The following is a 12,311-nucleotide window of genomic DNA, read 5'->3' as shown; positions in this document are numbered from 1 at the left end:
GAGATAGGGGGGGGGGGGCTAGTTTCTGCTTCGAGTGCGTCGCAGGCTGCCGGGAGTTTGTCCGGTAAACTTCTTAAAGCTGCGGTTGAAGGAGGCCTCGGATTCGTAGCTTAACTTTTCTGCGATCTCTGCGAGTGGTAGGTCGGTCTCGCGAAGCCAGTTACTGGCGACTTGAAAGCGCCATTGGCGTACGTATTGCATGGGCGATTGGCCGACCATGTCCATGAAGCGTTTTGCAAAGCTGGACCGTGACATGCCGACTTGTTCGGCCAGTGCCTCGACGGACCATGGATGCGTCGGTTGACGGTGAATCCGCGCGATGGCTTTGCCGATCTGTTCGTCGTGGAGTGCGCCCAGCCAGCCAGTTTTGGCGAGCGGTTCCTTTTCCAGCCAATGGCGAATCGCCTGGACGACGAGGATGTCCGAAACGCGCGTGATGATCGTATCGCCGCCGGGCTTGAGCGTTTCGGCTTCGTTCATCATCATTCGAATCGTTCCGAGCAGCCAATCATTCTCCGGCGTGTTCGTTTGCATCACGATAATCTTCGGCAAGAGACTCACGACGCGTTGCGCGGCGGGGTCTTTAACCGCTACGGCGCCACAGATGATACGTGCGAGCTCGCCGCCGCCGCCGTGCTTCAATAATTCATATCGAGGGCTGATCTGTTCCCGATCGAGCTCGAAGATGTTGATCGCTTTGCTCTCCGGATTGTCCACGATCGTGTGACCTTGTCCGTGTGGTATGAGCGCGAAATCGCCGCTGTTGAGCACTTGCGTCTCCCCATTGGGAAACTCAATCCAGCAGCGCCCTTTGGTGACAACATGAAACATCAGGCATTCCGGCATCGCGGGCAGATCGATCCCCCAGGGAGCCGTCAGTTCGGAACGGCTGTAGAAGGTGCCGCTCATGTGGAGTGAGTGCAGTGCCTCACCCAGAGGATCCACAGCACGGAAGGCAGTTTCCAAGGTATCGATGCTCATGATGCTCCAGAATCCGGCTTTCTGGACGAAATGTCAATTTATGAGGACTAAGTGCCATATAAACCGCCGATTAACTCCGCTAGTATGGTGCTGATGAAAACACAAAAACACCACACATCCACACAAACTACAACTGCCACCCTTGTCCTTGGCGGCAATGGAAAAACCGGACGACGCGTTGTCGAAGCACTGCATGCTCAGGGGCGCAAGGTTCGGATTGGCTCACGCTCGGCCTCGCCGAGTTTCGATTGGAACGATTCAAGTAACTGGGGCGAAGTCCTCGAGGGCGTTAGCGAGATGTATGTCGCGTATCATCCCGACCTCGCAGTGCCCGGTGCTTCCGAACACATCCGGGAATTGGTCGCCCTGGCAAAGGAGAAGGCTGTTCGTCGAATTGTCCTACTGTCCGGGCGAGGCGAAGAAGAAGCTCAGCTCTGCGAACGTATTGTCATGCACTCAGGCGTGCCCGCGACGGTTGTCCGTTGCAGTTGGTTCAACCAAAACTTTAGCGAGTCCTTCCTCCGCGGGATGGTGGTCGATGGCACGATTGCACTGCCGGTGAGCACGGTGCGCGAACCCTTTGTCGATGTGAATGACATCGCCGATGTGGCGGTGGCCGCACTGACGGAAGACGGGCATGCCGGTGAGATCTACGAGATCACCGGTCCACGACTGATGAACTTTGCCGAGGTCGCTCAAGAGATCGCTGTGCATACCGGAAGGGAAGTCCGCTTTGTGGAAATCCCCATGGAAGATTTCGTCGCCGGCCTGCGCGCGGCGGACCTGCCGGATGGGATGGTTGAACTGATCCAATACCTCTTCACGCAAGTTCTCGATGGGCGCAACGAGAGCCTCGGCGATGGAGTCCAGCGCGCGCTGGGGCGTGAACCACGCGACTTCAGCGATTTCGTTGCGGACGCCCATGCGAGCAGGGCGTGGGACGCCTAGCGAGTTCATGCTCTGCAATGGACAGGAGTGTCCATTCTCCTGTCCATTGTGGTGCGCTCTAGAACATTTAGAATAAAAGACAAAATTATGATCCATCCAAGTGTATTCTCATTGTTGCTAGGCTTCGCTACGCTTAGTACAGCTTTGGTGGCGGGGCTCGTTTTTACCTTTGCGGTCATCATCATGCCGGGGATCGCTAAGCTCGATGATCGCGGTTTCGTTCGCGCCTTTCAAGTGATCGATGGCATTATACAAAACGGTCAGCCGATCTTTGGCTTGGTTTGGCTGGGGTCGATCCTGTCATTATGCGCGGTCTCGATCCTCGGCCTCTGGCAACTGGAGGGGCTGCCAAAATGGCTACTCTTGTCGGCCAATCTGCTCTATATCAGCGGTGTTCAGTTGCCCACTTTCGGCATCAATGTACCGCTCAATAATCAGCTGCAGACGATCGTGGTCGCGGAATCCGGGGAAGATACGATCCGGCAGGCACGTGAGCACTTCGAGGAAAGCTGGAATCTCGCCAACCGTTTTCGGACCTATGCGGCGATCCTTGTCGTCGTAATGTTACTCTTGGTTTTGTTCCTGCTGTGAGGAATTGTAATGGACGGTTTCCATTCTCTTGTTGTTTTTAACACTTCGGTAGAAATCGCAGCGACTGCTCGATGAGCATGCGCTCTACCATCCCAGAGCAGACCAGTAGGTGGCAGAGTCACGGATTAATTTGATCGAATGCGATAGATCGTAGGGGCTTCACTTGTGAAGACCGCCGATTCTGAGCCAACAAAAACTGCGGTCTTCACCAGTGAAGCTCCTGCAGCAAACCTGAAGCAGTCATTCTGTTGATGGAGGGGGCTCGCATTTCTTATGGAAAGTGTATTCGTAAGCTTTGCATAGGCTGCTTGCTGTAAGTCTACACAAAAAAAGGCCACTCCGAAGAGTGGCCTTTAGAAAATGTATGTAGCTCAGTTAACTGACTAAGCTGAGCGACGGCGTAGCATGACAAAAGTCAAAGCCGCGAAGCCGGAGAGCAGCGCGAAAGTGCCTGGCTCGGGGACGGCGGAGACTGAGATCGATTCTAGGGTCCAACCGTTGGTATAGGCACTGCCTCCAGTTGTTAGGACCGTTACGACAGAGCCACTAGTTAGCAAATAATCTCCAAGGGAAGTGGTTCCAGTGCTAGTAATTGTTGTATTTAGTGTACTGGTATCAGTGATTGAGATTACATCACTGTCTCCAAAACTTGAAACTGAGAAGTCGTTTAAATATACGTCTTGATCAAAGTAGAAGGTGAATCCCTCCGCAGGACCGGGGCCTTCTGATTCTGCGATATTAAAGCCATCTGTATCGTCCCCGCTTTCGGGGCCATTAACTCCAAATTCATTGCTTGTTCCATTGAAATCTCCATTCAACGTAGCTATTGTGATCTCGATTGTGTCAACTGTGAAGGCTCCACCTGTCGTTCCGTCTAGCGCGCTTCCAATAGTAGTTGAATCGTCGGAAAAAACAAAATCTGCGGCTGAAGCCGAAAGAGCAAAGCAGCTGATCGCCGCGGCGGAGAGGAGTGTTTGAGTTAATTTCATTAGTCGAATCGGGTTGTTGATTATATGTTGGTAGGCGTAATTTGGACTATGCAGGATCAGTGCCAATTGGCAATAACATAATATTATGCTAAATTAATTACAATTGAACCGCATTTTAGTGACGATTCTGTCAACTTGAGGCTTTTTAAACCAGCCCGAGCACCATTTTGCCCTCTTCGGTGATCATATCTTGATTCCAGGGTGGGTCCCAGACGATGTTGACTTCGGCTTCGCTTACGCCAGGCACGCGTTCGAGTTGGCCTTTGGCGTCTTCAGCGATTGCGGGGCCCATGCCACAGCCAGGGGCTGTCAAAGTCATGTCCATGTCGACTTTGTGACCGCCTTCAAGCCGTTCTTTGGTTTCGAGTGAGGACACGAGACCTAGATCGACGATATTGACGGGGATCTCGGGATCGAAGACCTTTTTGAGGGATTCCCAGAGCGCGTCTTGCTCGGGGGGGCCGTCGTGGTCGTGCTCGCTCTGTGCCGCTTCGGTCACGTCCTCGCCGAGGGCGTCGCCATCGACGCCTTTGATACGGAACATGCCGTTGTGAGTCATGACGGTGAAGTTGCCGCCGAGGCGGTGGGTGATGGTCACCATTTCTCCCTCGGGCAAGCTCATGGGCGTGCCTTGGGGGATGAGTGTGGCCTCGACTTCGCGAGTGAGTGTGCGTTGTTCGTCCATGGTGGCTGAGGTTGGAGTCCCGCCTTCAGGCGGTTTCGGTGCTTTTATGACCGCCCAAGGGCGGGACTTCAACAAATTGTGTTATTTGATCTTCGATTCAAATTTGTTGTGAATTAATTGGCGGACATTTTCGGCCAGCTCGTCGCTGTCGATCTTTTCGATGACCTCTTCGAAGAAGCCGAATACCATGAGCTGCATGGCGACGCGACGCGAAATCCCGCGTTGCATCATGTAGAAGAGCTCTGCTTCGTCGACGTTGCCAGTGGTGGCGCCGTGGGAGCAGCGCACGTCATTGGCTAGGATCTCTAGGCCGGGCAGCGCGTTGGCATCGGCGGTGGGATCGAGCAACAAGTTGCGGTTGGTCTGGTAAGCGTCGGTTTGTTGCGCCCCTTCGGCGACTTTGATCAGGCCGGAGAAGATGGTGCGACTGTTATCGAGCAGTGCATTCTTATACAGTAGGTCGGATACGGCGTTACCTGCGTTGTGCGTCTGGTAAGTGCGTTGGTCGAACTCTTGTGACTCTTCGGCGACGGTGAGTGAATACATCTTCACGTCAGCGCCGGGACCTTCGATGCGGGTCTGGCTTTCGAAGCGTGCGCGTTCGGCACCGATATTGACGGCGACGTTTTGCACTTGGGCATCTCGCTCGGCTACCGTGGTGTCGAGCTGGAAGGAGACTGTCTTTTCGTTCCAGTCTTGCACGATTTTGCGGAAGACGTGGGCATTGGCACCGGCGTGGATGTTCGACACGGAGATGTTCAGCGCTTCGTTTTCCGTAGTTTCGGAGAAGAAGAGATCGACGACGGATATCTTAGAGTTGTCCTCTGCGATCACCAAGGTGTGCGGGAACACGGCTGAGCGAGCACCGCTGGTCCAGTAGTAATTAACAAATGGATCGGCGATCTCGACCCCCTTGGGCACATAGAGCACGGCGCCGGCCTTTACGGTGGCCGCGTGTAGACCGAAGAATTTTTGTGAACCTAGCTCGGTGGACTCCTGCAGGAAGTATTTCTCCAAGAGCTCTGGATGCTGTGCGATCGCTTCGGCCAGCGGCAGATAGATCACGCCTTGCTCGGCGAGTTCTTGGCTGACGCCTTCGAAGTTGGCGGGTGCATCGTCCACGTAGACGCTGCGGCCGGCACGTGTTGATACCAAGTTCGAGCGCTCTGTGAGGGCGTCGAGTGTGGCGTTTGCAGGAGCTTCAACTGGCGCGAAGTCGTCGATGCTGAGCTTGCCGACGCTGGCAAAGCGCCAATCTTCGTCGCGGGCGGTGGGCATGGCGAGGCTCTTAAATAGATCCACACCTGTGGCGCGGCGTTTTGCGAGCCAAGTCGGTTCGTCGGTGATGCTTGTAGGCATGGGTTGTTCTGAAATTGTTGTCATTCGATGTTCAAAGTTGGACGTTCAATGTTCGACCTCCGTTTCCCCGGTGATATCACCGGGGTCGCGGCGTTAGCCGACGCTTCCTTCCATTTCCATGTCGATGAGGCGCTTTAGCTCGACGGAATACTCCATCGGGAAAGCTTTCATTAGATCATTTACGAAGCCGTTCACTGCCAGGCTCATGGCTTCGCCTTCGGAGAGTCCGCGTTGCATCATGTAGAAGATTTGCTCGGCGCTGACTTTGGAGACACTGGCTTCGTGCTGCACGGTGTTGTTTTGGCCGCGAGTTGTGATCGCGGGGTAGGTGTCGGTCCGACTGTTGGTGTTGATCAGCAAGGCGTCGCACTCGGTATTGTTTTTGCAATTTTTGAGGTGCTTGGGCATGTGGACCTGACCGCGGTAGGTGGAGCGGCCCTTGCCGATCGAGATCGACTTCGAGATGATGTTACTGGTGGTGTTGTCCGCCAAGTGCATCATTTTTGCCCCGGTGTCCTGGTGCTGGCCGTCATTGGCGAGTGCGATGGAGAGCACTTCGCCGCGAGCGCCTTTGCCCTTGAGCACGACGCCTGGATACTTCATGGTGAGGCGTGAGCCGATGTTGCAGTCGATCCATTTGACTTCCGCGCCCTCGTCGGCCATGCCACGCTTGGTGACGAGGTTGAAGACGTTGGATGACCAGTTCTGAACTGTGATGTATTGAATCTTGGCGTTTTTCAGTGCGACCAGCTCAACCACCGCGCTGTGCAAGGTGGCGGTTTCGAACTTGGGTGCGGTGCAGCCTTCCATGTAGGTGATCTCGGCACCTTCATCGGCGATGATGAGTGTGCGCTCGAACTGACCGAAGTTTTCCGCATTGATACGGAAGTAGGCTTGCAGTGGCTGCTTGAGCTTTACGCCCTTGGGCACGTAAATGAAGCTGCCGCCCGAGAAGGTCGCGCTATTGAGTGCGGAAAATTTGTTGTCCGAGGTCGGGATGACCTTGCCGAAGTAAGGTTTGAAAATTTCGGGATATTTGGCCAAGCCCTCGGTTGAGCCGACAAAAATGACGCCCTCTTTTTCCAAGTCCTCCTTCATGCGGGAGTAGGAGGCTTCCGAGTCAAACTGAGCTTCCACGCCTGCGAGGAACTTGCGCTCCTGCTCGGGGATGCCGAGGCGCTCGAAGGTTTCCTTCACGTCGTCGGGCACGTCGTCCCATGAGCGCGCGGGTCCTTGTCCCTTGGATAGGTAGTAGCGAATCTTTTCGAACTCAATGTTCTCCAGATCTTCGTCTGCCCATTTGGTCGGCATAGGCTTTTTATTGAAGATTTCGAGGGCCTTGAGGCGAAAGTCGAGCACCCATGGGTCTTCGTTTTTGACCTTGGAAATGTATTTGACGGTCTCTTCGTTGAGCCCCACGCCCGCATCGAAGGCGTAATCTTCTGGATAGCTGAAGTTGCCCTTCTCGGTATCGACCTGTATGGCCTGGTCTTGTAAATCTGTATCGCTCATATTTGAAACTTGTTAGAATTTAGGAGTCAGAATTGTACCTCGCTTACGCGCTGGCGCCGGCGAATTCTTCTTTGACCCAGTCGTAGCCTTTGCTTTCGAGCTCTTTGGCCAGTTCTTTATCGCCACTGTGGACGATGCGGCCGTCATACATTACGTGCACGACGTCAGGCACGATGTAGTCGAGCAAGCGCTGGTAGTGAGTGATCACGAGGAAACCGCGCTCCTCGCTGCGCATGTGGTTCACACCTTCGGAAACGATGCGGAGTGCATCGATGTCGAGGCCGGAGTCGGTTTCGTCCATCACGCAATACTTCGGGTCCAGCATCGCCATTTGTAAGATCTCGCAGCGCTTCTTCTCACCGCCCGAGAAACCTTCGTTCAACGAACGTGCAGTGAACTTACGATCCATCTTGAGCGAATCCATTTTCGCGTAGAGCTCTTTGTAGTATTCGACCGCATTTATGTCTTCGCCTTCGGGGAGACGTGCTTGGCGAGCGGCGCGGATGAAGTTAGCGATGCTCACGCCAGGTATTTCCATCGGATATTGGAAGGCCAAAAACAAGCCTGCGTGGGAAATTTCGTCGGCTTCCTTGCCCAAAATGTTTTCGCCATCAAGCAGGATCTCGCCGCTCTCGACTGTGTAGTCCTCGTGGCCGGCCATGACTTTGGCCAGAGTGCTTTTACCTGTGCCGTTGGGGCCCATCAGTGCGTGTACTTCGCCCTTAGGGATGGTCAAGCTGAAGTCTTTTAGGATAGCTTGGCCATCGATGGAGACATTAAGGTTTTTGATTTCGAGTGTGTTCATTGTGATGCGGGATACGTTTTTCGTTTAGCGTGATCCGAGTGGTTTTTAGTTTTCTAATTAAGAGTTGAGTGATGGGAAGTTACTGTCGCGTTCGGAGCTGTGGCTGGCTTGGGAGCGCTCGCTAGTCATGGCAGCCGTTGCATTTGCCGTCGTAGGCGATGTCGATGTGTTGAGCGGAAAAGCCTTCCGGCAGCACTTTCATGAGTGCCTGAACCAATTCATCCGACAGGTCGATGTCTATGATTTCGCCGCTTTCACGGCAGTAGAAGTGCGCATGTTGGGTGAGATTCGGGCAGTAGCGCGTAGGTTCGCGCTCGAAGTTGACTTGGCGAATCAGTTTTGTTTCGACCAAAGTTTCGAGGCAATTATAGACGGTGGCCAAGGAAATGGTCGGCATGTCAGCCCGTGCGCGGGCGTAAACCTCGTCCGCGGTCGGGTGATCGCGCTTCTCTAGTAGGAGTGCATAGACATGCTCACGCTGCTTGGTTGCGCGTTGACCGCTGCCTTCGAGGGCGTGATCTAGCAGATCTTTATACTGTGGTTCGAGTCGCATGGTGAGTGGTAGGCCTGATTAGTCGCTTTTAATAGTCCCGTGGATAATGAGACCAATTAGCAATAAAGCCCAGGTGCGCTCAAACTCAAGCAATAATTGGAATTATTCTAAATATCATTAGTGTCCCTGTTGGGGACTAGTGCCCGCGCTTTATGTCGCCTATTCAGTTCGAGGCTGTGTGTAGACGTCCCTCTTTAGATCTCTTAAAACATGCAAGTCGCCCCAGATCTGCGGGGGGAGGGCGGTGCTCGTCTTCTTCCTTTTAAGGCCAAAGGCCGCTCGATTGCGATGCACAATGTCTTCAACAAATACCTTTGAGCCGATCGCCGTGCCATCTGCAAAATAGCGCACTCGCATCCGTAGTAATTCGTGAGTTGAAACATGTCCCTTGTCGGCGATGACCTTTTCTAAAGCTGCAGGAGAGATAGACCCTTGGTCTTTAGTGGCTGAGCCTTTGCTGATGTATCCCTTTCCAAATAGAATCAAGCGATAATTTGCGATGGCTTGTGAGAATGTGTCCTCTTCGGAGAAAAGTTTTATGATCGCATCCTTCTGCGCTTTACGCCCGGCCATGGCAGCCGCATATCCGCACCAGCGATAATCTTTGGGGTCATCCACCATTTCCGCTCTAATTGGATTTAAGTCGATGTAAGCCGCGACCTTAGCCAAACTTTCAGAGGCGTTTTCCACAATCAAGCTCTTATAGCGAGAAGCCCAGATCGTGCCCTGATTGTCGTGCTTATGATTATACCAGATAGTAAAGCGTTGTTTCAGTTCGCGCATAAAAGCCGACAAGTCTCCCATGCGCGCTAGAACACGTCGGCGAGCCACTTCGGCATCCGGCCCTCCGATTCGGAGAAGAGTTTGCAGTTCTTCCACTGAATAGGTCGACTGCGGAACCTTCTCCGCCCCATAATAACTCCGGTAGCGGTGTAGCAGTTCTCGATCCGGCAAGGACTCGATTGGAGAAATACGAACGAGCAGGTGCACATGATTCGACATGATGCAGTAGGATAAGATTTCTATCCCCGCAAAGCGCGCTTGTTGTAGTAATAGACGGACAAAAACCTCTTTTTCTTGATCCCCAAACAGGTAGGCTTGGCAAGCCGTTCGGCAGATTAAGTGATAAGCCGTAGTGCTCTCGGGGATAATCAAGCGTCGGCGATTCATGCCTATAAGTTGAATTAAATCTTAAAATTAATCAAGAATAAATACGCAGGGTATTTATTCTTTGGATTGTTGAGTGTGTGGATTGCTATGCTTGAGCTTAAAGTTTGCGGAAGGCTTGGGCTGGTATCCAGCCGCTGAGTTTGGCCTCGGTTTTGATTTTTAAGAATTGGTTGTGCTGATCGAGGATGCGGGCACGTTCGCCGGGGCGGGCGATTCCTGCTTCGGGGGCTGCGCTGGCAGGAGCGTGGTGCAGGGGCGTGGGTTCTTCTGAAATGATGACTCCGGAAGCTTGCTGGGTGCTTTGAATGATGAGGGCTGCAGTGCTGATTGTTAGGACGATTACTGCGAAGCTGAGCGAAAGCTTTAGCAGGATGGGGCGCCTGAAGCCTCCGACGCGTGGTCCTATGAGGGCCGCGGCGATGATCCAAAAACATATGGATGCGATGCTCATCCATGTGCGCTGAGGTTGAAAATTGGCGGCGCTTTGCCACCAGGTGGTGGGAAGCTTATAGAGCCCGAGCTGCTGGCGTAGTGCCCCGAGTTTGTAAAGATAGGTTTGATTGGTGGGGGCGAGTCGGACGGCGCGTTCTAGCTGCCAGACTGCTTGGGCGAGTTTGCCTTGCTGGAAGAGGCTGAGCGCCAGGTTGTGGTGGGTTGCGGCGCTTTCGCCTTGCTCGAGGCTGCGCTCGAATGCGGCGGCCGACTCTGCATACTTGGATTCATGGTAGGCTTCAAGGCCGTCTGTAAAGTCGTCTGCCTGAGCGGTCAATATGCTGGCCAGGATTGTGACTAGATAGAGGGGAATTCGCCGAGAGAATTTCAAGAATTGTTGTATTCTATGTGGTGCTTTGTGAGATGTTTCTATCTTCCCTTGGGGGCTTGGTAAGTTCATATCGCTTTCAATATCCTTTCCAGTTGTGATTTTGCGCTGGAGAGATCGCTGGGAGCTGTATTACCGGCGAAGCGTTGTGCGTCGGCTGTTTGGAAGAGTTCGCGTGTTTGGCTAATTGTTTCTTCGGCTACTTTGGCTTTTTCGAGAGCGCTCTCGAGTTCGTTGATGTTGGCGGTACGATGGTTTTTATGTGTCCGACAGGTGATGGCCAGGCGTATCGCGCTCTGGGCTTGGGCATAGAAGCTTTCGGCGTCTTTAGCATGCTGTGCAGAATTTGTAATTGCGCGCAATTCGTGTTTGGCGGCTTGTTGATCGGCGTAAGCGGAGTCTTCTTTGAGGCGTCGTTTATGGCGTAACCATAAGCTGCTGATTGTTAGGATGACTGCTAGGGATAGGTTGATGATCCAGATGGATGGGTCTTTTAGGGCTTTGGAATTTGAGTGTTTGCTGGGTGTTGGACGATAGTCGAGTGTGAGTAGGGCATCCTCCATGCTGAGTTCTTTTTGTAAGGGGGGGGCTGTTGTGATTGTTTGAGTGTTGGTGGGAAGATTGCTGACTGTCGGGGGCGCTGCCTGTTTACTGGATGGTGTGACTTTGATTGGGATCGCTGGCGAGCTGAGCTCCGTGTAGCGTTTGTTTTTCGCATCGAAATAGGCGAATGCTATTGATGGAATTTGGATGTTTCCGTCGTGATTTGGAATCATTACGTAGTCGAAACGTTTCGTGCCGCGTAAGGTGCTCTCTGCTGAGTGTGGTTGGAATTGCGATTCAGGAGCGTAGGTGCGCCATTCGTCGATCTGGGGAATGATGGGGCCATTGATACGGTCGAAGTTGCCATTGCCGGTAATCTCCACGGACAGCATAATGGGTTCGCCTGTTTGGGTTTCGTCCCGGTCGGTATAAACTTTCATGCTGAAGTCTCCGATGGCACCTGTGAAACTGTCTGGTTTCCCGTCGTTGGGCAAACTGAGTACGTCGACTTTTGTCGGTTCGGTGTAAACGGTGAAGCGTTCTGTTTGGCCGAATAGGTCGTCAAATAGGCTGCCGCCTAAGCCTCGACGACCAAAGGGATCGCGACGGTTGTTCTGGCCTGGCACATTGGCTGATACGGTAAATTGGAAACTGAGATCTTGTTCGCCTGTTTGAATGGGGGTGATTGTGAGCGGCCAAGTGAGAACGCGGTAGCGGCGACCTTTGACGATTTCGGTGCTTTCTTGGCTGTCGGGAAGTTCGCTTATCGTGAAACCGTCTGCGCTACGGTCGAAACTATTGAGGCTGCTGAGCCTTATGTTTTCCGAAATATAAAGCTTTAGTTGGATGGGGGTGGTCTGGCCGACGTAGAGCTGTTCGGGAGTGTCGGTTTTTAGAAAGATTAATTCGTCGGTAGTGGGGCCTGCATCGGCGGGGCGTTCGACTGTTTCCAGGGTGGCAGCGGGGACGCGGTAGGTTTCTCCTTTGTATTGGAAGACGTAGCTGGGAATTGTGAATTTACCGACGCGTGGAGGTTTGGCATCGATGATGAGTTGCTGAGTGATGCTGTATTCGGCAGCACCGTTTATAATACTGGTTTGTTGACTGGTGGAGGTACGGCCATTGGTGAGTTCGAGGCCGCCAGATTGGGGGATGGGAAGGCTGGTGACGCGTTCAGGATCGGGTAGCTTACTGGTGTCGGTTTCTTTGATTTCAACGATGTACTGCGACTTGTCGCCCATCGCGATGCGCGGTGGATTAAAGATCGCGGTCACTTGGACCGCTGCAGAGGCAGAGGTTGCGAGTAGTGCAAAGCAGAGTGGAATCAGTAAGTAGAGTCGATGCATAGCAGTTAG

General features: G+C 53.2%; 12 protein-coding genes. 2 read left to right on the top strand and 10 right to left on the bottom strand.

Features of this window, described 5'->3' with window-relative positions; translation table 11 throughout:
* Positions 1–18: 18 nt before the first annotated feature.
* Positions 19–981, bottom strand: a complete 963-nt coding sequence (locus SH580_RS07195; RefSeq protein ID WP_319834336.1) for an AraC family transcriptional regulator — start codon at positions 979–981, stop codon at positions 19–21.
* A 93-nt stretch (positions 982–1,074) separates the two neighbouring features.
* Between SH580_RS07195 and SH580_RS07190 the strand changes: the two genes are divergently transcribed.
* Together SH580_RS07190 and SH580_RS07185 are read left to right on the top strand one after the other, a co-directional pair.
* The gene (locus SH580_RS07190) at positions 1,075–1,929 is read left to right on the top strand and encodes an NmrA family NAD(P)-binding protein (RefSeq protein ID WP_319834335.1); all 855 of its coding nucleotides are present in this window, start codon (positions 1,075–1,077) and stop codon (positions 1,927–1,929) included.
* Between the two features lie 87 nt (positions 1,930–2,016).
* Positions 2,017–2,520, top strand: a complete 504-nt coding sequence (locus SH580_RS07185) for an anthrone oxygenase family protein (RefSeq protein WP_319834334.1) — start codon at positions 2,017–2,019, stop codon at positions 2,518–2,520.
* Between the two features lie 383 nt (positions 2,521–2,903).
* Here SH580_RS07185 and SH580_RS07180 read toward each other — a convergent pair whose 3' ends face one another.
* The 9 genes from SH580_RS07180 to SH580_RS07140 all read right to left on the bottom strand — a co-directional run bounded on the left by SH580_RS07180 (position 2,904) and on the right by SH580_RS07140 (position 12,302).
* Complete coding sequence (locus SH580_RS07180) at positions 2,904–3,509, bottom strand: hypothetical protein (protein WP_319834333.1); 606 nt, start codon at positions 3,507–3,509, stop codon at positions 2,904–2,906.
* 145 nt (positions 3,510–3,654) lie between these two features.
* Positions 3,655–4,269: a putative Fe-S cluster assembly protein SufT gene (sufT, locus tag SH580_RS07175; protein WP_319834332.1), complete on the bottom strand. Its 615-nt coding sequence runs from the start codon at positions 4,267–4,269 to the stop codon at positions 3,655–3,657.
* Positions 4,270–4,275: 6 nt separating this feature from the next.
* Complete coding sequence (sufD, locus tag SH580_RS07170) at positions 4,276–5,577, bottom strand: Fe-S cluster assembly protein SufD (protein WP_319834331.1); 1,302 nt, start codon at positions 5,575–5,577, stop codon at positions 4,276–4,278.
* Between the two features lie 69 nt (positions 5,578–5,646).
* Entirely contained in the window at positions 5,647–7,065 is a 1,419-nt protein-coding gene (sufB, locus tag SH580_RS07165) for a Fe-S cluster assembly protein SufB (RefSeq protein ID WP_319834330.1), read from the bottom strand.
* A 43-nt stretch (positions 7,066–7,108) separates the two neighbouring features.
* Positions 7,109–7,870 (bottom strand): Fe-S cluster assembly ATPase SufC, encoded by a 762-nt coding sequence (sufC, locus tag SH580_RS07160; RefSeq protein WP_319834329.1) that lies wholly within the window; start codon positions 7,868–7,870, stop codon positions 7,109–7,111.
* Positions 7,871–7,991: 121 nt separating this feature from the next.
* Complete coding sequence (locus SH580_RS07155; protein WP_308948631.1) at positions 7,992–8,423, bottom strand: Fur family transcriptional regulator; 432 nt, start codon at positions 8,421–8,423, stop codon at positions 7,992–7,994.
* A gap of 159 nt (positions 8,424–8,582) precedes the next feature.
* Complete coding sequence (locus tag SH580_RS07150) at positions 8,583–9,593, bottom strand: transposase (RefSeq protein ID WP_319834328.1); 1,011 nt, start codon at positions 9,591–9,593, stop codon at positions 8,583–8,585.
* Positions 9,594–9,690: 97 nt separating this feature from the next.
* Complete coding sequence (locus tag SH580_RS07145; protein ID WP_319834327.1) at positions 9,691–10,416, bottom strand: tetratricopeptide repeat protein; 726 nt, start codon at positions 10,414–10,416, stop codon at positions 9,691–9,693.
* A gap of 65 nt (positions 10,417–10,481) precedes the next feature.
* Positions 10,482–12,302 (bottom strand): BatD family protein, encoded by a 1,821-nt coding sequence (locus SH580_RS07140; RefSeq protein WP_319834326.1) that lies wholly within the window; start codon positions 12,300–12,302, stop codon positions 10,482–10,484.
* Between the last annotated feature and the right edge of the window lie 9 nt (positions 12,303–12,311).

This window comes from Coraliomargarita algicola, assembly GCF_033878955.1.
Taxonomy (GTDB): domain Bacteria; phylum Verrucomicrobiota; class Verrucomicrobiia; order Opitutales; family Coraliomargaritaceae; genus Thalassobacterium; species Thalassobacterium algicola.
Note: the sequence above shows the minus strand (reverse complement) of the source record. Positions and strands in the feature narration are given on the sequence as shown.